The 20064-nt window shown below is 45.4% G+C and carries 24 protein-coding genes and 1 riboswitch; of the genes, 22 read left to right on the top strand and 2 right to left on the bottom strand.

The window, feature by feature from the left end:
• Window positions 1–16: 16 nt before the first annotated feature.
• The 7 genes from PWYN_RS11530 (at window position 17) to rsmI (ending at window position 5006) form a co-directional block, all read left to right on the top strand.
• Complete coding sequence (locus PWYN_RS11530) at window positions 17–346, top strand: cyclic-di-AMP receptor (protein WP_036651664.1); 330 nt, start codon at window positions 17–19, stop codon at window positions 344–346.
• Between the two features lie 110 nt (window positions 347–456).
• Complete coding sequence (locus PWYN_RS11525) at window positions 457–900, top strand: YaaR family protein (protein ID WP_036651662.1); 444 nt, start codon at window positions 457–459, stop codon at window positions 898–900.
• Window positions 901–917: 17 nt separating this feature from the next.
• Complete coding sequence (gene holB, locus PWYN_RS11520; protein ID WP_036651659.1) at window positions 918–1892, top strand: DNA polymerase III subunit delta'; 975 nt, start codon at window positions 918–920, stop codon at window positions 1890–1892.
• A gap of 147 nt (window positions 1893–2039) precedes the next feature.
• Window positions 2040–2840 (top strand): PSP1 domain-containing protein, encoded by an 801-nt coding sequence (locus PWYN_RS11515; RefSeq protein ID WP_036651657.1) that lies wholly within the window; start codon window positions 2040–2042, stop codon window positions 2838–2840.
• A gap of 30 nt (window positions 2841–2870) precedes the next feature.
• Window positions 2871–3245: an initiation-control protein YabA gene (locus PWYN_RS11510; protein WP_036651655.1), complete on the top strand. Its 375-nt coding sequence runs from the start codon at window positions 2871–2873 to the stop codon at window positions 3243–3245.
• Between the two features lie 88 nt (window positions 3246–3333).
• Window positions 3334–4104: a tRNA1(Val) (adenine(37)-N6)-methyltransferase gene (locus PWYN_RS11505; protein WP_052087895.1), complete on the top strand. Its 771-nt coding sequence runs from the start codon at window positions 3334–3336 to the stop codon at window positions 4102–4104.
• The gene (gene rsmI / locus PWYN_RS11500) at window positions 4101–5006 is read left to right on the top strand and encodes a 16S rRNA (cytidine(1402)-2'-O)-methyltransferase (protein WP_036651651.1); all 906 of its coding nucleotides are present in this window, start codon (window positions 4101–4103) and stop codon (window positions 5004–5006) included. Before PWYN_RS11505 ends, rsmI begins: the two co-directional genes overlap by 4 nt.
• Before the next feature lie 412 nt (window positions 5007–5418).
• Here the strand turns inward: rsmI and PWYN_RS11490 are convergent, their stop codons facing one another.
• Window positions 5419–5673, bottom strand: coding sequence for an AbrB/MazE/SpoVT family DNA-binding domain-containing protein (locus PWYN_RS11490; RefSeq protein WP_036651645.1), 255 nt, complete (start codon window positions 5671–5673; stop codon window positions 5419–5421).
• 380 nt (window positions 5674–6053) lie between these two features.
• Between PWYN_RS11490 and PWYN_RS11485 the strand changes: the two genes are divergently transcribed.
• The 13 genes from PWYN_RS11485 (at window position 6054) to PWYN_RS11425 (ending at window position 18685) form a co-directional block, all read left to right on the top strand.
• Complete coding sequence (locus PWYN_RS11485; protein ID WP_036651642.1) at window positions 6054–7337, top strand: HD domain-containing protein; 1284 nt, start codon at window positions 6054–6056, stop codon at window positions 7335–7337.
• A 56-nt stretch (window positions 7338–7393) separates the two neighbouring features.
• Complete coding sequence (locus PWYN_RS11480) at window positions 7394–8164, top strand: TatD family hydrolase (RefSeq protein WP_036651637.1); 771 nt, start codon at window positions 7394–7396, stop codon at window positions 8162–8164.
• Between the two features lie 200 nt (window positions 8165–8364).
• Window positions 8365–8598: riboswitch (cyclic di-AMP (ydaO/yuaA leader) on the top strand.
• Window positions 8599–8885: 287 nt separating this feature from the next.
• Window positions 8886–10037, top strand: a complete 1152-nt coding sequence (locus tag PWYN_RS11475; RefSeq protein ID WP_036651634.1) for a 3D domain-containing protein — start codon at window positions 8886–8888, stop codon at window positions 10035–10037.
• Window positions 10038–10210: 173 nt separating this feature from the next.
• Window positions 10211–10762 carry a ribonuclease M5 gene (gene rnmV, locus PWYN_RS11470; RefSeq protein WP_036653715.1) on the top strand — a complete coding sequence of 184 codons (552 nt, stop codon included), beginning with the start codon at window positions 10211–10213 and terminating at the stop codon, window positions 10760–10762.
• A complete protein-coding gene (gene rsmA / locus PWYN_RS11465) occupies window positions 10759–11643 on the top strand; it encodes a 16S rRNA (adenine(1518)-N(6)/adenine(1519)-N(6))-dimethyltransferase RsmA (protein WP_036651631.1) in 885 nt (294 codons plus the stop codon). Before rnmV ends, rsmA begins: the two co-directional genes overlap by 4 nt.
• A gap of 70 nt (window positions 11644–11713) precedes the next feature.
• Window positions 11714–12619, top strand: coding sequence for a sporulation peptidase YabG (gene yabG, locus PWYN_RS11460; RefSeq protein WP_036651628.1), 906 nt, complete (start codon window positions 11714–11716; stop codon window positions 12617–12619).
• Between the two features lie 236 nt (window positions 12620–12855).
• The gene (gene veg / locus PWYN_RS11455; protein ID WP_036651625.1) at window positions 12856–13131 is read left to right on the top strand and encodes a biofilm formation stimulator Veg; all 276 of its coding nucleotides are present in this window, start codon (window positions 12856–12858) and stop codon (window positions 13129–13131) included.
• Between the two features lie 152 nt (window positions 13132–13283).
• Window positions 13284–13460, top strand: coding sequence for a small, acid-soluble spore protein, alpha/beta type (locus PWYN_RS11450; RefSeq protein ID WP_036651623.1), 177 nt, complete (start codon window positions 13284–13286; stop codon window positions 13458–13460).
• Window positions 13461–13617: 157 nt separating this feature from the next.
• The gene (gene ispE / locus PWYN_RS11445) at window positions 13618–14472 is read left to right on the top strand and encodes a 4-(cytidine 5'-diphospho)-2-C-methyl-D-erythritol kinase (RefSeq protein WP_036651619.1); all 855 of its coding nucleotides are present in this window, start codon (window positions 13618–13620) and stop codon (window positions 14470–14472) included.
• 125 nt (window positions 14473–14597) lie between these two features.
• Window positions 14598–15425 carry a pur operon repressor gene (gene purR, locus PWYN_RS11440; protein ID WP_036651615.1) on the top strand — a complete coding sequence of 276 codons (828 nt, stop codon included), beginning with the start codon at window positions 14598–14600 and terminating at the stop codon, window positions 15423–15425.
• A gap of 196 nt (window positions 15426–15621) precedes the next feature.
• Entirely contained in the window at window positions 15622–15915 is a 294-nt protein-coding gene (spoVG, locus tag PWYN_RS11435) for a septation regulator SpoVG (RefSeq protein ID WP_036651612.1), read from the top strand.
• 272 nt (window positions 15916–16187) lie between these two features.
• Window positions 16188–17588 (top strand): bifunctional UDP-N-acetylglucosamine diphosphorylase/glucosamine-1-phosphate N-acetyltransferase GlmU, encoded by a 1401-nt coding sequence (glmU, locus tag PWYN_RS11430; protein ID WP_036651610.1) that lies wholly within the window; start codon window positions 16188–16190, stop codon window positions 17586–17588.
• Between the two features lie 143 nt (window positions 17589–17731).
• Window positions 17732–18685, top strand: a complete 954-nt coding sequence (locus PWYN_RS11425; RefSeq protein WP_036651607.1) for a ribose-phosphate diphosphokinase — start codon at window positions 17732–17734, stop codon at window positions 18683–18685.
• Window positions 18686–18761: 76 nt separating this feature from the next.
• Here PWYN_RS11425 and PWYN_RS11420 read toward each other — a convergent pair whose 3' ends face one another.
• Window positions 18762–18962 carry a hypothetical protein gene (locus PWYN_RS11420; RefSeq protein WP_036651604.1) on the bottom strand — a complete coding sequence of 67 codons (201 nt, stop codon included), beginning with the start codon at window positions 18960–18962 and terminating at the stop codon, window positions 18762–18764.
• Window positions 18963–19076: 114 nt separating this feature from the next.
• Here PWYN_RS11420 and pth point away from each other — a divergent pair, with 114 nt between their 5' ends.
• Window positions 19077–19637, top strand: a complete 561-nt coding sequence (gene pth, locus PWYN_RS11415; protein WP_036651601.1) for an aminoacyl-tRNA hydrolase — start codon at window positions 19077–19079, stop codon at window positions 19635–19637.
• A gap of 84 nt (window positions 19638–19721) precedes the next feature.
• Window positions 19722–19952 (top strand): anti-sigma-F factor Fin family protein, encoded by a 231-nt coding sequence (locus tag PWYN_RS11410; RefSeq protein ID WP_036651597.1) that lies wholly within the window; start codon window positions 19722–19724, stop codon window positions 19950–19952.
• Window positions 19953–20064 lie beyond the last annotated feature (112 nt).

Below are 20064 nucleotides of genomic sequence, written 5' to 3'. Positions count from 1 at the left end.
AGGAGGGGAAGCAAAGATGAAATTAATCATTGCGATTATCCAGGATAAGGACAGCAACCGTTTGTCGAGTGAGCTTGTAAAGGCTAATTTCCGCGCCACAAAACTGGCAAGTACCGGTGGATTTTTGCGGGCAGGGAATACCACGTTTATGATAGGGATCGAGGACATCCAGGTTGAGAGTGTACTGAATGTCATCCGTAATAGTTGTAAGGTTCGTGAGCAGCTTGTAACTCCGGTGACTCCAATGAGTGGAACGACCGATTCATATTTGCCGCTGCCCGTAGAAGTACAGGTTGGCGGAGCGACCGTATTCGTGCTTCCTGTCGATCGTTTTGAGCATTATTAAACTCAAATATCCGCAGAAACGGTTGTCTACGTTAGTAAGTCAACTGTACAGACCGTTTCTGCGTGACGGGAGCCTAAATACGCCGAAGAATGAGTTATGGGGGAATTCCTGTGAAAATAAATCCGGGCTATAGGCCCCTTAAGAGTGATCTGACTAATGTCGAAGGCGCAAATAGGCCAGTTCAGCAGAAGAATTTCTCTGACGTATTTCAGCAACAGGGTGAACAGGCAACTCGTGATGAGTTAACCCGGCAGATTAAGGATATTCAGGTGCAGGGTGATCGGTTGTCTAAATCGATGACCATACGTGAGTTAACCATTTATCGGACGATGATCAAACGCTTTCTGGAAGAAACAGCCCGACGAGGTGTTGTTCTGAAGGAAACACGGGGCTGGGATCGCCGCGGCCGCGGCAAGCGTTATAAACTGCTCGATGAAATAGATGAGGCTTTGCTATCTTTAGCGGACGATTTGCTGGAAAGCGAAGAGGGCCGTATAGATTTATTAGGACGGGTTGGGGAAATACGTGGAATGTTGATTAACCTTTCTTTTTAAAAGTTCAGGAGGAATTTATGCCTTTTCATGATATATTGGGCCAGGAGAATGCCAAACGGCTGCTTCAAAATGCTCTGCGCAAAGAAGCTGTAAGCCATGCGTATTTATTCAGTGGACCAGCCGGCAGTGGACAGATGAAGACCGCCCTTACGTTTGCACAGGCTATTTTTTGTATAAAGTCTCAGGATGATGCTTGCGGGGAATGTCTGGAATGTCGAAAGGTAGAGCATGGCAACCATCCGGATCTTCAGCTTCTTAAACCAGATGGAGCCAGTATCAAAATAGATCAGATCCGAGATCTTCAGCGGGCCTTTTCCTACCGATCCGGGAGTCCAAACCCAAAGGTGTATATTATAGATGAAGCAGATAAAATGACGGTACAAGCCGCCAACAGTCTGTTGAAATTTTTAGAAGAACCGCCTGCACCAGCTGTTGGTATACTAATAGCTGACAACAGCCGTTCCCTACTGCCAACCGTTCAATCGCGAACTCAACGTATTCCTTTTAGTCCCTTGCATCCGGAAATTATGCTTCAGGCATTGGCAAGTGAGGGCGTTCCTGCTCCTCTGGCCCGTTGTGCGGTATCCCTTACTTCGGGATTAGAGGGCTGCAGAGAGCTTTTGCAACAGAATTGGTTTGCAGAAATGAGAAATCTAATGTTACAATTAGCAAAGGAGTCTTTGGGCAAGGGTAGTTCCGCGGTGGCGACTGTGGGGCAGAAGCTGTTCAAGACCGGGCTTGGTGATCATTTGGACATCCTTTTCAGTATGTTCCACCTATGGTTCAAAGATATGCTCTACTTCCTGTACCAAAAGCACGAAAGCATTGTTTTTATAGATCAGTTAGACTTCATCTCCAGACACGCAGATCTCCGCGATGCAACAGAGTGGGTAGCTTATATGGACTTTGCAGCTGAAAGCACAAAAAAGCTGCGGTCTAATGCCAATGCCCAGTTGTGTTTGGAACAGTTTTTAATTCGTCTGGAAAGTTGATGTATAATTATTATTTGTGCTTTGCATTATCCTCCGGATGTCGCTTTAACCAGAAGTATCGGTTTAACGGATGAGGAAGGACAAGCATGAATCATCGGGGAGCGGACGGCGCGGGTTCCTTTTACCGGCATACAAGGGGGTTAGTTTTTGTATAGCGTAGTAGGTGTCCGCTTTAAAAAAGCGGGTAAAATATATTATTTTGATCCAGTTGATTTCCCCATTGAAAGGGATCAGTGCGTCATTGTTGAAACGGCGCGCGGGATCGAATATGGTAGAGTCGTCATAGGTAAAAAAGTAGTACAAGAATCTGATGTTGTTCTTCCGCTTAAGAAGGTTATGCGTATCGCTGGTGATACTGACGCGCGTGTAGTGGAAGAGAATAAAGGGGCAGCAAAGGACGCATTCACGGTCTGTTTGAATAAAATTCGTGACCATGCGCTCAAAATGAAGCTTGTAGATGTGGAATTCACATTCGACCGTAATAAGATTATCTTTTACTTTACAGCCGAGGGTCGCGTTGATTTTCGGGAATTGGTAAAGGATTTAGCCAGTATCTTCCGTACTCGAATCGAACTGCGCCAAATTGGTGTTCGTGATGAGGCGAAAATGCTTGGAGGCTTAGGCCCTTGCGGACGAGTTCTGTGTTGTTCATCGTGGCTGGGTGATTTCGAACCCGTGTCGATCAAAATGGCCAAGGATCAAAATCTTTCGCTTAATCCAACAAAGATTTCCGGACTTTGTGGACGACTCATGTGTTGCTTGAAATTTGAGCATGATAACTATGAAAGTGTGAAGGAAGAAATGCCTGCGGTAGGTAAAGTGGTCATAACCTCTCTTGGGGATGGCAAAGTTGTAGGAATTAATGCTGGAAGCCGCACAGTTCATGTACAGTTGTTTGAAGTGGGCAAAGTTAAAGAACTTCCAATGGATGATGTTGTCGTCAAGTAAACCATTAAAGGTTACTTTCGGGGTGGAAACTTGGAGAAAAAAAATATATTTGCACACATGCAGGATATGGAAGCTCAGATGGAGAGCATGCGAACCAATCTTAGTAATTGGAAACAGACTGTAAAAGAATTGATGGAAGCTAATCAAAGACTTAGTCTGGAGAACGAGCAGCTACGCAAGATTTTAAAAAGAGAAGCACCGATACCCTCTGACTCACCCGCAGCAGACTCTGCGGATCCGGCAGCGATTTTGACTACTGGTGAAGGTACTGGAGAGGTTGTCGGGGAAGGTTATGATAATTTAGCCCGACTTTATCATGAAGGGTTCCATATTTGCAATGTCTATTTTGGACATTTGCGTACGGAGGGCGATTGTCTGTTCTGTCTGTCTTTTCTTAATAAATAAGGATATTCAGCCGTAGGGAGAACCATGCCTACGGTTTTTTTGATAAGATTCATCAGATTTAATATAACTTTTTTAGGAGATTATAAGAATGAACCCATTAAATCAAGTGCCTATTGCTTTATTGCCGTCTGAGCGGATAGATGATTTGTTGACTCACGATTTACGCATTATCCAAAGTGATGAAGTATTCAGTTTCTCCATGGATGCAGTGCTGTTGGCGCGTTTTGCGAGTATTCCGCCACGAGGCCGTGTTCTTGACCTCTGTACGGGCAACGGTGTTATTCCAATGCTGCTTACTACACGTACCAAAGCAGCTATAGAAGGGATTGAAATTCAGCCACGGCTGGCGGATATGGCTCGTAGAAGTGTAGCTATTAATGGACTCCAAGAGCGAGTGATCATACATGAAGGAGATTTACGTGAGCTATATAAGGTGGAAGGTCATGGCGTTTATGATGCTATTACGGTTAATCCACCCTACATGCCGCTTAACGGAAGTGACCTTAAGCTGAATACACACCAGGCAATGGCACGTCACGAGTTGGGCTGTACCTTGGAAGAGGTTATTCAGGCCTGTGTCCGACTAGTCCGTACCGGAGGTAAGGTGAGTATGGTTCATAAGCCGCAAAGGCTGGTGGATATTATGAGTTTGATGAGACAATATAGGCTGGAGCCGAAAGTTATTCGGTTTGTACACCCTCGTGCTCATATGGAAGCTAATATGGTCCTTATTGAAGCCATACGTGACGGCAAACCTGAGTCGCGTCTACAGCCTCCATTGATCGTATATAATGAAGACAATCAATACTGCCAGGAGATTTTAGATATCTACTACGGAGCTAAAGAGGGTAAATCATGACAATAACACGCCAAAGCAGTTTTTATGTTAGAGATGATGGACACCGACCGGAAGGAACGGGTTCACTATACCTCGTAGCTACACCTATTGGGAATTTGGAGGATATGACCTTCCGAGCCGTTCGAACGTTGAAGGAATGCGATATTATCGCTGCGGAAGATACGCGGCAAACCCGTAAATTGTTGAGTCATTTCGAAATTTCACCCTCTTTGTTATTCAGCTATCATGAGCATAATAAGGGGGCGAGCGGGCCTGAATTAATTCGGTATATAATAGAAGGAAAAAATTTGGCGCTTGTCAGCGATGCCGGTCTGCCGGCGATTTCTGACCCTGGGGCTGATCTTGTAGCACTCGCAATTCAAGAGGGGATTCCGGTCATTCCCATACCCGGAGCAAACGCAGCTCTTTCGGCTTTGATATCATCGGGACTGCCTACCGCCACTTTTACTTTTGCCGGATTCCTGCCTCGGGAGCGCAAGGACATTCGTTCGGTACTAGCCACACTTCGATCCACACAAGGGACATTATTATTTTATGAATCCCCTCATCGGGTCATCAAGACCCTTGCCCATCTACTGGAAGCATTCGGCAACCGTAGGGTTGTTCTAGCCCGCGAACTTACCAAGCGGTATGAGGAGTTCGTACGGGGAACTATTGAGGAATGCAGTGAATGGCTGGTAGAGCATCCGCCACTTGGGGAATATGTCATCGTTGTAGAAGGTGAGAGCAAGGAGGAGGCAGAGAGCGCCGAGTCTGCATGGTGGCGTAAGCTAAGCGTCGAGGAACACGTAACACATTATGAGGCATCAGATATTCCACGCAAGGAAGCCATGAAAAAAGTGGCCTCTGACCGCGGTGTTTCGAAAAGAGATATCTACAATTCCCTGCTGTCAAAGGAGTAAAATGGTTAGCAATTCCCAAAGGGAGAGCGCTATTGACTTGAAGTAGTTGCAATTCCCTTGAAGTAGTTGGCGATTCCCACAGGGAGAGCAGCGATTGTGCTTGCACAGAGCGCCTTTGCATTCGTATGTAAGTATGTAAGTATGTAAGTATGTAAGGTTCTGAGGGTGGTCCCCGTAAGGGGAACCCGATAAGAACCGATTCCCTCGCCAGTACTTACTTCTGTCCTCGCACTCCCTTGTTCAACCGAAAATTCCGGGTGTCCAGAGGGCGGAGCCCTTGGGGCCCTCCCTAGAGGGAGGGTTTGGGAGGGTGAAAAAAGCAAAAAAATACCTCCCGCATATACGGGAGGTTAAGGAGATATAAAAAGGTTAGAATTAACAAATTAATAAGTCCTATTATATACTATTAGTTCTAATTTGTCACAGGGGTAGGGATAGCAGAGATGCATTCGTGACAAACTATTTTCCCCTTAAAATAGGTAACATTTTCAGCATTACCACAGAAAATACAAGCTGGTTCGTACTTTTTAAGCATGATACGCTCACCGTCTACGTAAATTTCGAGGGCGTCTTTTTCTCCAATGCTTAGTGTACGACGCAATTCGATTGGAATAACTACCCGTCCAAGTTCATCTACTTTTCTCACAATACCGGTTGATTTCATCATTATATTATTGCTCCTCTCAAAATCATAAAAATATTAAAGTATTCATTATAATAAATAATCAAAAGTGTCATTATTCGACATTGTTCTCTGTTTTATGATACTTATAATACCAACCATTCCCAAAACAGTCAACCTGTTTTTCTAGAAATTTTAAGTTTATTTAATACTTTTCTCTGTATATCGCTTATTTCTTCGTAAAGTAGCCAATATATTGTAAAAAACTAGGTAAAAAATTTGGAAACCCTTATTTCGACATTATTCGACATTAAAAGACACTAACTGCTATTCTAAGACACTAAATGCTATTCAAAGACTCTAACGGTCATTTTAAAAGTCACCGCGAATCGTTCAAATTATAAGGATACTAAGGAGCTGATTCCATGAAACAACCGCTCACTGAAGAAAAGGTTTTCAAAGATCCGGTTCATAATTATATACACGTGCAGGATACCATCATTTGGCGCTTAATTAATACGAAGGAATTCCAACGTTTACGCCGGATTCGCCAACTAGGCACCTCCTATTTTACCTTCCACGGTGCGGAGCATAGCCGATTCTCACATTCTCTCGGTGTGTACGAAATTACAAGACGAATTATTTCCCAATTTGAAAGAAGCGGCTATGGCGACTGGATACCGGAGGAGAGATTGCTCACTTTATGTGCAGCTTTGCTTCATGATTTAGGACATGGTCCGTTTTCACATTCTATTGAAGAAGCCTTTGATATGAACCATGAGGATTGGACTTGCAGAATTATTTTAGAAAACACGGAGATTACCGAAATCTTGCGGGATGTAGAAGAGGATTTTCCAAATAAAGTAGCTTCGGTGATTTCTAAAACCTATGAACATGCCATTGTAGTGAATTTGGTCTCAAGCCCTCTAGATGCTGACCGTATGGATTATTTGCTCAGGGATGCATACTATACAGGTGTGAATTATGGAACTATTGATATTGATCGTATTTTGCGGGTGCTTCGCCCCTATAATGGACGGGTTGTAGTGAAGGAATCGGGGATGCATGCCATTGAGGATTATTTAATGTCCAGATATCAGATGTATTGGCAGGTCTATTTTCATCCGGTTACACGAAGCTCTGAAATTATTTTGCGTCAGATCTTCCGACGGGCTAAGGAGCTTGTTCAAGAGGAATTTAATTTCAAGTTCATGATAGAACCGCTCAGTGATTTGTTTCGCGGTGAGCTGACCGTGGAGCAATATTTGTTATTAGATGAGGCGCTTGTACAAACGGCTTTTATGCAATGGACTCTTGAAGAAGATGAATTACTGAGTGACTTGTGCAACCGATTCATCCATCGTAAACTGTATAAATATGTGGAAATGGAGAACCTTGATCTAGAGACCATTGACGAAATCCGCCGAAGCTTTGGCGCCGCAGGACTCCATCCGGAGTATGACTTGGAAGTGGATTTTCCCACGGATCTTCCGTATGACGTGTTTCGTCCAGGAGAGGGCTTTGACAGCAAGCAAATATTGCTGTTAGACCGGCAGGAGCGACTTCGGGAAATATCAGAGGTTTCTGATATTGTGCGCTCTATAAGCGGCATTCATCGTGGAAAATATCACCTCTATTTTCCGCAGGACAAGCTGGATAAAGCAATGGCGCAGCTACCTTCGTCGATCGCAGACTTATTTAGAAGGTAATACAAAATTAATATGAAATTTTTATAGAAGTATACAAGCGGGAAGGGGAGCAAAACATGTTTCTTTTTGACACACATACTCATTTGGATGCTCCAGAATTTGACGAAGACCGCGAGGAAATCATCAATCGGGCAGTGGAAGCCGGAGTTAGCAAAATGATAAATATTGGATTCAACAGGGAGACGATTCCCTCCACGATGAAGCTTGCAGAATCTTATGATTTTATATATGCAGCCGTGGGATGGCATCCCGTAGATGCCATCAACATGACAGAAAACGATCTGGAATGGATTGCTTCCTTGTGCAGCCATAAAAAAGTGGTGGCTATTGGGGAAATTGGCCTTGATTACCATTGGGATACATCTCCCAAGGATGTGCAGCAGCGTGTATTTAGACAACAGATTGGGTTGGCGCGCGAACTCGGGATGCCGATAGCCATTCATAATCGGGACGCACATGAAGATGTGGTTAGAATTCTGCGGGAAGAGAAGGCCAATGAGGTTGGAGGTGTCATGCACTCCTTCTCAGGCAGCTGGGAAACTGCCAAAATGTGCCTGGACTTAGGCTTCCATTTGTCTTTCGGGGGACCCATCACGTTTAAGAATGCCAGAGTTCCTAAAGAGGTGCTTGCTCAGACTCCTTTAGACCGGTTACTTATCGAAACCGATTCTCCATATCTAACCCCTCACCCTTTTCGAGGAAAGCGAAATGAGAGTGCACATGTGAAGCTTGTAGCGGAGGCAGCAGCGGAAATAAAAGGAATAACCTGGGAGGAAATGGCTCAAATCACGTATGCGAACGCACTGGAACGATTTGGTATTGTCTGAAAACGGGAGTAAATAGGGCGAAAAAAAGAGTATAGACGATATATTAAACTTTTTTAATGAAAAAACGGCCGAATATTACAATATTTTAATCATTTTTTTACGTAAACGTGCTTGAAGTGGACTTTACAACATGCATCAAAACACGTTATCATCTTTTCAGTGCAGTGAGCTGTTGATATTTGTAAACAGCCATTGATTCATGGATCGTCTCGCTGAGTCTCCGTATGGAGAACGGGGGAACCAATATTGTCATGCCGTACTGTATCACCGTACATAGAGTACACAAGAAGCATGCCGCAGACAATATTTGATTTCTTTTCGTGGTCTTTGGGGTGAATTTAAGGGCAACCGCCGTGAGCGGGTGACCTGAAATAGGGCGTCTCTCTTTCGCCCGAACCCGACAGCTAACCCCGTAAGCGCAAGTAAGAGAGGAAACCTCGTGCATACACATTCTCGCGTATTCTGACACCGGAGAAGCCACGAAAGAGTCCTCATAAGTACTCTTTTAGGCTTCTTTTGTTTTGAATAAAGTGAATGTTTCCGACATACTGTTATACAACAGGAGTGGGAGAAGCTATGCCGGGCAGGCGATCCATGAGCAGGAGACGCAAAGAAAATGTAGGCGTGTCCTGTGACAATCTCAAATAGTTATCGTCAGAACATATTCAGTCAGCTTGTTTAAACTTGTAGACGACGAGGCTATGTAAGGAGGATGGAGAGAATGGGCGTATTCCAACCAGAGGTATCCCATGATTCACAATCATCCAGCAGGTCTTACGCATTACGGTGGGATCAAGTGAATTTGCGCGTACTTTCACTTGCAGGCGTGGTTTCAATCGCTATCGCGCTACTAATTCTGCTGTACGTACACGGTCAAAGCAGCAAACAATTTGTTTTAGTAATAGACGGGCAAGTCCAGGCGCTGGAAACCCGGGAATCGCTTCTAGGTGATGTGCTGGCGAAGGAACAGATTTCGCTGCAGCCGCACGATGAAATTTCTCTAGGACTTAGTGATAAGTTACAGGATGGTGACCGTGTCGTCATTACCCGTGCGAAGCAGCTTAATCTTACTGCTGATGGAGAGACCAAGACACTCTATACAACCGAAAGCACCATTGGCCATGCGATTAACAAGCTTGGAATTGAATTAAAGGGCTCTGATAAGATTTTTCCTTCGTTAGACACCACAGTAGCCGCAAATATGGAGATCAAGATTGTCCGCATCAACAAGCAAACCGTAGAGCGGACAGAAAGTTTACCTTTCAGGATCATCAAGACAGCGGACCCCTCCCTACCTAAGGGAACAGTTAGAGTGGCACAGGCCGGTAAACCAGGCATCATGATTCAACATATCGAAAAGGTCTACCAAGATGGAGAACTAGCCTCTATGCGTATGATTGGCAAAGAAGTTCAACTGGTGACCAAAGATAAAGTCATTGCTATAGGAACCAAAGCTATTCCTAAGCCTGTTGTTGCTGTAAAAACTATTACAACTACCTCCAAATCAACTAAAGTGTCTGCAAGCAGCACTAACGTCGCAAGTAAAGCAGGCGTAGACTTCGATTACAAAAAAGTAATTAAAAATGTCTCGATGACGGCTTATTCTTCAGAAGAACCAGGCATCGGTACACGTACTGCCTCCGGAACACGCGTAACGGAAGGTCGGACGATTGCAGTTGATCCAGATATTATTCCCATGGGATGGTGGGTTTATATTGAAGGGTTAGGTTTCCGCCGTGCTGAAGATACCGGTGGTGCCATTAATGGCAATAAGATCGACGTGTATTATGATTCATTAAGCAATGCACGTAATTTCGGCCGCAAGTCCCGTACCGTGTATGTGATTGGACCGGTAAAGCCGCAATTGGATTAAGCGTTACTTTTTGCAAAAAAACGTCTTATAAGCTATAGTGATGAGTAGCAGAATATGGAACGTCAAAGATCGCAGAGCTGTCGCTCATCACTTATACATTCTTTAGCCAAAAAGAAGAGGGGCGAATCCTCTTCTTTTTGCGTTGTATGGAGTTGTACCGAAAGGAAGATATTATGATTAAGGAAATGATTGTCGTTGAAGGGAAAAGCGATACAGTGGCAGTGAAACGGGCGGTAGAGGCGGATACGATTGAGACGGGTGGTTCAGCCGTGAACAATAGCATCATCGCCAAAATTGCGCTAGCTATGGAACGGAGAGGCGTCATTATCCTGACAGACCCGGACCATGCGGGAGAACGCATACGTAAGATCGTCGCCGCAAAAGTACCTGGCTGCAAGCATGCCTTTATTCCAGAGAAGGATGCAACCCGCAAAGGTGACATCGGTGTGGAGAACGCCTCACCGGAGGCGATAAGACATGCACTGGCGCATGTGCACACCGCTTTTGAAGGATCCATCCCTGTTATTGGGATCGATGATCTGATGGAGGCGGGAATGCTGGTTCACCCTCATGCCGCAGAGAGAAGAATGGTACTGGGGAATTTACTTGGAATCGGTTATTGCAACGGCAAGCAGTTGTATAAACGACTGGCGATGTTTGGCATTACGCGGGAGGAATTTACTCAGGCTCTCGCCCAAATTGAATTAGGAGGTCTCACTTCATGAACGGCAGAGAGCAAATATCATCCCCAAAGAGAACTAAGGAAATTATTCAACGCTATAAATTCTCATTCAAAAAAAGTCTAGGTCAAAACTTTTTGATTGATCAAAATATTCTCGACAAAATTGTAGATGCAGCAGAACTGGACAGCAGCGCAGGGGCATTGGAAATAGGCCCGGGAATCGGGGCTTTAACCGAGCGTTTGGCTCAGACTGCCGGCGCAGTAACCGCTGTAGAGATTGACCGCAGGCTAATTCCTATTTTACGGGATGTATTGTCCCCTTATCCTCATGTTAAAGTGCGAAATGATGACGTGTTGAAAGTGGACCTTAAGGAATTGTTCGCGGAAGACTTTGCTGGGGTAGAGAGAGTCAGCGTAGTAGCCAATTTGCCCTACTATGTAACTACACCCATACTCATGAAGCTGCTGGAGGAGAAACTGCCTTTAGATAATATTGTGGTCATGATTCAAAAAGAAGTTGCAGAGCGAATGGCAGCCTCACCAGGCGGCAAAGAATATGGAAGTCTTAGCATTGCAGTGCAATACTACAGTGAGCCTGAACTGGTCTGTAAAGTGCCTAGAACCGTATTTATTCCCGAGCCGAATGTGGAATCAGCGGTTATCCGCTTGAAGGTAAGACAGCATCCACCCGTTGAGGTTGCCGATGAGAAGCACTTCTTTGAAGTGGTACAGGCTTGTTTCGTTCAACGCCGCAAGACCATTGCCAATAATATTAAAGCCCGTTATTTTCCGCAAGAGGGCCGAGAGCGCCTGGAGGCATTGCTAGCGGAGGCCGGAATTGAACCAACCCGCAGAGGTGAAACGCTTAGCATCGAGGAATATGCCCGTCTCAGCGGCGTTCTGTTGGCAGCAGGGATTGCTTAGGCTAAAAACATATCAGAATAAGAACCAACCGTGACCTTTGCCCATAGGATGGGGTAGAGGTGATGCTGTAATGAATTTGGGAGACCTAGTCGTTCGTAAATCCTATGGCGGCGATGTGACTTTTCGCGTGGAACATATAGTACAAAATAAGGCCGTCATCAAAGGGACAGAGTTCCGTCTGCTGGCAGACTCTCCGCTCCACGACTTGATTCAAGTGCCTCCTTCCCGTACTACGGAGCGTGGACAACGAGCGCAGATTAAGGCTAGAGAATCATTGACACTGCTGCAGAAGGATAGGCTGGAACAAAGCCAGCGGAGCCTAGGGGCTGCAATTGGCGCTTGGACTCAGCAAGTTCCTAAAGAAGCGGCTCATTTTGAAGTCCCCGGGAAAGTGCTGCATCTGGACGGAGATCCGGCGTATTTGAATAAAAGTCTTAGCTTATACGAGCAATTGAGAATTCCTGCTGAAGGACATCATGTTCATGAATCTGCGATGGCGGATACCTTGTTCAGACTACTTCCCCGTGTCCGTCCGGATATTCTGGTAATCACGGGCCATGATGGAGTACTGAAGCAACATCATGCTGCATATGATTTATATAGTCTGAGCAGCTATAAAAACTCGCAAAACTTTGTAGCAGCGATTCAAATTGCCCGGGATTATGAGCGGAACTTTGATGCACTCACTATAGTAGCCGGGGCCTGCCAGTCCCATTTCGAAGCTCTGCTTGGCGCAGGGGCGAATTTTGCCAGTTCCCCGGGGCGAATTTTAATTCATGCGTTAGATCCGGTATATATAGCGGCCAAAGCTTCCTTCACCTCTATTCGGGATACCGTTAACCTGAACGACGTACTGAACCATACGATCAGTGGCATCCAAGGAGTGGGCGGAATTGAGACACGCGGAGCCTTTCGCATCGGGATGCCAAGGCTGCAAAATCTATCCACATTAAAGGTTACACCCTCAGTAATGTAAAGAGTGTTGCAGCGTTAAGTTCTATTAAGAAAGGAGGGCTAAAGGCCTGCCTTTCTTATTTTTAATTTGTATACATACAAGCTTTGTTTCCGATAACAAGGACGAATCTGAGCAATTACCTATGGACAAAAAAAATCCGTTGACAACCTTTTTTACATCATCTATAATTATTTATTTGATTTGACATGTTCTATATAAAGATGTATAATGGACAAGGAAAGAGGTGGTCGTCAGGAATGGCTAATAACGCGCTGTTGGAAATTAAACGCAGTCTCGAAGCTCATGTCGGTCATAAGATTACGCTACGTGCAAACGGTGGTCGTCGTAAAACCGTCGAGCGTACCGGAGTCCTGGAAGAAACGTACCCTTCTGTATTCATTGTCAAACTAGACCAGGAGCAACAGACGTTCAAACGAGTCTCCTACAGTTATACCGATATACTTACTGAATCTGTGGAAATCACAGTCTGCGAAGATGACGGACAGATGCGAGTTATGTATATTAAAGCTTAAATGAATCAGAAACAGTCTTCCTTCGGGAGGGCTGTTTTTTTATGATTTATTTGGAGTTGAGGCCTAAGTAAACCTTGCATGATTCCTGTGAACAGCAACCATACTAATGGGGAATTACGTACGTTATCCAATACCATAAGGAGGGACCGATTATGAGCCGCAGAAGACGGAGTGTGATGTCCGATGAGCTTAAGACGGAGCTGGCCAAGGATCTGGGCTTCTATGATACCGTTGAGCGTGAAGGCTGGGGAGGTATTAAGGCGAAGGATGCAGGAAATATGGTGAAGAGAGCCATTCAGATGGCAGAAGAGGCCGCACGTAAATCCTAGTTCTCATTTATGCCACGTTTTTTAATGAATCGAAGGGCACCGGCTATAAATAGCGGTGTTCTTTTGTGCGTTTTACTTTAGAATGGACTTAGGTACAAGTTTCTCATATAATATGTTAAGTTGTTTTTTGAGGGAAAAGTGAAGGTGGGTGAACGCCTTGAAGATGTATGAAAAAGCGCCGGCCAAAATCAATTTAATGCTGGATGTGCTGCATAAGCGCCCGGATGGCTTTCATGAGGTGGAAATGATTATGACCATGGTCGATCTGGCGGACCGTCTGGAACTTTCAGAGATGCCGCGGGATTCGATTATAATATCAAGTCAAGCCGGCTATATTCCGCTGGATGAGAAAAACTTGGCATTCCAGGCTGCCAGGCTTATTAAAGACCGTTACGATGTAAAGAGTGGTGTACATATTCATCTGGATAAAAGAATTCCAGTAGCCGCCGGACTGGCTGGCGGAAGCAGTGATGCGGCAGCTACCCTGCGGGGATTAAATCGTCTGTGGGGGCTCGGTATTCCCACTCAAGAGCTCTTGTCGCTCGGAGCTGAGTTGGGTTCGGATGTGCCGTTTTGTATTACCGGCGGAACCGCACTGGCGACGGGACGCGGTGAGAAGCTGACACCCATCGGAAGCCCGCCGCAATGTTGGGTCGTTCTGGCGAAGCCTCCAATTAATGTGTCTACAGCAGAGGTGTACGGACGATTTCGCAGCAACAACATTGGTGTGCATCCTTCATCCCTCCTCATGCGAAAAGCTATTGAGGAAGGGGACTTCCAAGACGTATGCGATAAGCTCGGAAATGTGTTGGAGGAAGTGACCCTTAAGCTGCACCCTGAGGTGCAACAACTGAAGGAAGCTATGATCAAATTAGGCGCAGATGGGGTACTGATGTCCGGAAGCGGTCCAACTGTATTTGGTCTGGTATCCAAGCAATCCAAGGTAGCCAGAATTTACAACGGGCTGCGGGGATTTTGTAAGGAAGTCTATGCTGTACGGATGTTGACTTAGTATTTCTCCTGTCTACGTGAAACGGAAATGTTCCTTAATGGACGATGAAGTTGTTTCTTCTTGTATAAACCCGTACAAAAGTGATATATTTTTCTATATTATTCGGTTTTGGCGAGGAGCGTTCCGTGAAAAAACTTAAGCGAAGTCAGCGTTTGGTAGATATGACTCAATTTTTACTTGAAAAGCCGCATGACCTGTTACCACTGTCTACATTTGCCGACCGATACGGATCGGCTAAATCGTCTATTAGTGAGGATTTGGCTATTATAAAAGAAGTATTTGAAGGAGAAGGCATGGGAGAGCTACAGACATTTGCCGGCGCAGCAGGCGGTGTACGCTTTATTCCTAGAATGCCGAAAGATATGGCACTTTCCTTCGTCCGAGGACTATGTGTCCAATTGGAACAAAGCGATCGGATCTTACCCGGCGGATATCTGTATATGTCAGACCTGCTGGGACTGCCCTCTTTAATGGAACAGGCGGGTAAAATAATTGCTACGGCTTTTTATGGAGCAGAAATAGACGCCGTAATGACCGTAGAGACCAAAGGTATACCTCTTGCTTATGCAACAGCTGCCCAATTAGGGCTACCGGTAGTACTGGTTCGCAGGGATCATCAAGTAACAGAAGGCTCAGCCGTAAGCATCAATTATGTATCCGGTTCACATAAGAGTATTCATACGATGTCATTATCCAGACGTGCACTTCCAGAGAAATCACGTGTTCTTATCGTAGATGACTTTATGAAGGCGGGGGGAACCGTAAGGGGCATGGTTGATCTGCTGGGTGAGTTCAAATGTCAGGTGGCTGGTGTGGGTGTCCTGGTAGAATCAGGTGCGGTGGAATGGGAAGAGCGTCTACTTCATGATTATGTATCACTTGTGAAGCTGAGCGAGGTCGACTCCAAGGAGAAGCGTATCTCGGCTCATCCCGGCAATTATTTCGCAACATAAGAAAAGTATAGGCAACAGGAAATTTGTCGAATCGGTGAGGAATATTGAAGGACCTCCTCGGTTTATGTCGAAACTATTGGTATCGCAAAAATATTCTTCTTTAACAGTCATTTTTTGGAATGAAAAAGAAGGAATTCGCTTTGCTGTGTGGAATTATACACCAAGTCTCTGATGGAAAAAGGTGGTGAACACACACATGCAAATTACGGATGTCAGACTCCGCCGCGTCAACTCTGAGGGGAGAATGAAAGCAATTGCATCCATTACCATCGATAACGAGTTTGTTGTTCATGACATTCGAGTGATCGACGGTAACAACGGGATGTTTGTTGCTATGCCCAGCAAACGTACACCGGACGGCGAATTCCGCGACATCGCACACCCGATTTCGTCGGGAACACGCGAGAAGATCCAATCCGCTGTTTTGGCCGAGTACGATCGCGCCGCTACGGAAGAGGAAGAAGAAGAAGTTATTGAAGAGGGAGCTTAAGTGCTCTTGAAAGACTGCTGCCCTTACTGGCGGCATTAAGGTCATGCCATTTTTATAAGATCAGACTGTTCTAACTTCTTGAATTTCATCCTGATCTTGCAAGAGAAGCTGCCGCTATTGAAGGAATGCACGAAATCTTCGAGAGTGCAGTGATAAATGTTTTTCTTATTGGGGTTCGAAGAAAAGGGAGCCATGCCTTAATGGTTCTCTTTTCTTTTTGCCCGGAATGAGATATATTCAGTAGTGAGTTCAAGAGTAGGAGGTTGGCATTCTTGAAAAGAATGGCTGTAGTACTTGCCGCAGGTCAAGGCAAGCGTATGAAATCTAAATTATATAAAGTGCTGCACCCCGTTTGCGGTAAGCCGATGGTAGGGCACGTGCTTGATACAGTAAAAGCGACCGGATGCGAACGAAGTATTGTCATCGTTGGGCACGGCGCAGAAGCGGTTCAAGCTTATTTGGGCGAGAAGGCGGAATATGTGCTGCAGGAAGTGCAGCTAGGTACCGGTCACGCCGTGAAGCAGGCGAAGGATTTGCTTGGCAAGGAAGAAGGCACAACCATTGTTATTTGCGGGGATACACCACTCGTAACAAAGGAAACACTGGAAGGCCTTATGGCTCTTCATGAACAACGCAAGGCAGCCGCAACCGTACTGACAGCTGTGATGGAACATCCAGCAGGTTATGGACGAATTATTTGCGGAGAAGACGGCGGCGTTCTAAAGATCGTAGAGCAGAAGGATTGCACTGCGGAAGAAGATGCTATATGCGAAATTAATACCGGCACTTATTGTTTTAACAACTCCCAATTGTTCGCCGCGCTTGATAAGGTTACGAACAGCAACAACCAACAGGAATATTATTTAACCGATGTCATCGGCATCCTAAAGACACAAGGTGATATTGTTCTGGGATACCAGGCGAAGGATCCTGCTGAGTCTATTGGAGTAAATGACCGTCTCGCATTATCAGAAGCCGAAGGTCATATGAGACAACGCATCAATCGGCAGCATATGCTGAATGGTGTGACTATTATTGATCCTACAGCTACTTATATTGGAGCCGATGTTGTTATTGGAGCCGATACCATTCTTTATCCAGGAACGCTTCTTAAAGGTAATACCGTGATTGGGGACAATTGTGAGATTGGACCTGCGAGTGAAATCGAAGACTGCCAAGTATTGGACGGAGCAGTGATTAAGCACTCCGTACTAAGTCAGGCACAAGTCGGCGCACGGACTACCGTTGGGCCTTTTGCCTATTTACGCCCAGGTGCTGTTCTTGGTGATGAGGTAAAGATTGGTGATTTTGTGGAAATTAAGAATGCTACCATTGGTGACGGTTCTAAAGTTTCGCATCTGAGCTACATCGGTGACGCGTCTGTTGGCCGGAATGTAAATGTTGGCTGCGGAGCAATCACCGTTAATTATGATGGATATAATAAAGCTAGAACTGAAATTCAGGATGATGCCTTTATTGGCAGCAACGTAAACCTTATTGCTCCGGTCACTGTGGGTAAAGGCGCTTTTGTTGTCGCCGGGTCAACCATTACACGTTCGGTGTCTGAGAATGATCTTGCCATTGCCAGAGTGCGGCAAGAGAATAAACCGGGGTATGCGGAAAAGATCCGCTCCCGTGCGAAAGCTAAAAAAAACCAGTCGAGTCCATCGTAAAGCATGCTGTAACGCCACACGGACTAGAACAGACGCCTGCATCGAGTTGGGATACCTCGTATCGTTGCAGGCACTGATTTCTTTGAATATTCCGCGCCGGCGCCTTTGAAAAGTTAAATTCCGTCACGGAGGGTTTAAATTTTATGACTTATTGCGATTCCAAATTAAAAATCTTTACCTGTAACTCCAACCCTAAGCTCGCCCATCAAATTGCTGATTACATCGGTATTCCTATGGGTGAATCCCATACCACCAGCTTTAGTGACGGAGAAATTCAGGTCAAGCTGTCGGAGAGTGTGAGAGGCTGCCATGTATATATTGTGCAGTCTACCTGTGGTCCTGTTAATGACAACCTGATGGAACTACTTGTTATGGTAGATGCCTTGAAACGTGCATCCGCTAAGAGTATCAATGTGGTTATTCCCTACTATGGATATGCCCGACAAGACCGTAAAGCACGTTCGCGTGATCCAATTACGGCCAAGCTGGTTGCTAACCTGATTGAAAAAGCCGGCGCTCACCGTGTTATTACGATGGACCTTCATGCTATGCAAATTCAAGGATTCTTCGATATTCCGGTAGATCACCTGCTAGGTGTTCCTATCTTGGCCCAGTATTTCCGTTCCAAACAAATCCAGAACCCTGTTGTTGTATCACCGGATCATGGCGGGGTTGTACGCGCAAGAAAGCTGGCTGATTTCCTTAATGCTCCTTTGGCAATTATTGACAAGCGCCGCCCAGAACCAAATGTCAGTGAAGTTATGAATATTATCGGGAATATTGAAGGTAAAACCGCCATCCTTATTGATGATATTATTGATACGGCAGGCACAATTGTTCTTGGAGCCAACGCTCTTATGGAAGGCGGCGTGAAGGAAGTATATGCTTGCTGTACGCATCCTGTCTTGTCAGGTCCTGCCCATGAACGTCTTGAGAATTCTCCAATTAAGGAAATTATTGTGACGGATACGATTCCTATTCGTAGCGAAAATCCGACCTCTAAGCTTACGGTGCTGTCTGTAGCTCCGCTTATGGGTGAGGCTATTATCCGCGTTCACGAAGAGCTTTCCATCAGTAAATTGTTCGAGATCGAATAAGCTGCTGAGAATATAAAAGGGTTACACCTCCGTTTATGGAGATGTAACCCTTGTCGGCGTGATGCTGGTTTGTTATTCAGTAGCCGGGTCGTGATATAAATGTAAACACTTTACGGTTATAGAGCGTTCCCTGCAGCTCTGCAAAGCTGTCATCTGCGGCGGTCAGCACGCCAATATCCACATGCACGGTGTCTCTACAGACTTCTACAGGTATAGCATTTTGTATGTGATATTGGAAATGGCGCTGAAGCGTCAAAGTCTCACCCTGATGTAACATATTGATCACCTGTTTTCGGAGTATAATTCAGTCAATGGGTTTATGAATACTTTTATTGTACCAAAAACACACTTCTCCTGCCGGAGAGTCTGCATCGAAAGGGAAGGTTCGTTCATGAAATGGATTGTCGGGTTAGGAAATCCGGGTTCGCAATACTCGAAAACAAGGCATAACGTTGGCTTTATGGCTCTGGATGAGCTGGCTAGCAGACACGGTATCGCTCTTAATCAGAGTAAATGTAAATCTGTGATCGGTGAAGGTGTCATCGACGGGGTCAAGACCGTACTGATTAAACCGATGACGTTTATGAACCTTTCTGGTGAAGCGGTTCGAGCATACATGGATTATTATAAGGTAAAGCTTGAAGACATGATCGTAGTTTATGATGACCTGGATACTGAAATCGGAAAGGTTCGTTTGCGCTATCAAGGCAGCCCAGGCGGCCATAACGGCATCAAGTCCATTATTCAGCATACAGGTACACAATCCTTCAATCGAGTGCGGTTGGGTATATCACGTCCTGAGCCGGGGTTCGCTGTAGTGGATTATGTACTCTCTTCATTCCCTAAGAAGGAAGGAGACAAACTCAAATCTATGCTGGCTGATACGTGTGATGCGATTGAGTTCAGTCTTCATCATACTTTTGAGCAAACCATGGCCAAGTTTAACGGTTAGAGCTGACTGGTTTAGTTGCCAAAGGCTAAAGTCCGGAGCTAGTGGGCATAATGAAGGTATATACTATCTTCAGGAGGCATATAGATGGCAATAAACTATGTTTGCAGGCACTGCCGTACATTTCTCGGAAGCATCAATAAAAATGATGCTACCGAAATGCAGCTCGGCCTTCATTCCTTGACCCCTGCGGAGCGCAGAGATATAATTGCGTATGATTCAGAAGGCGAGATAACGGTAAAGGTAACTTGTGATTACTGCAAGGAAGCCTTTGAAAACAATCCAGAACTTTGCCTTCTGGCCAGTCCGCTTCAGTAGTATGGAGGCGGTACTTGTTTTATCGTCATCCGCAAGCCTTGGCCTCACAGCTGAGGCTTCTTTTCGATTTTAATAATGACAGGGGTGGCGGCGATTAGTGCCGCCGAGATCT

The sequence above is a fragment of the Paenibacillus wynnii genome (assembly GCF_000757885.1).
In the GTDB taxonomy this organism is placed as follows: domain Bacteria; phylum Bacillota; class Bacilli; order Paenibacillales; family Paenibacillaceae; genus Paenibacillus_AQ; species Paenibacillus_AQ wynnii.
The sequence above is the reverse complement of the archived record's forward strand: the minus strand, read 5'-3'. Positions and strand labels throughout refer to the sequence as shown.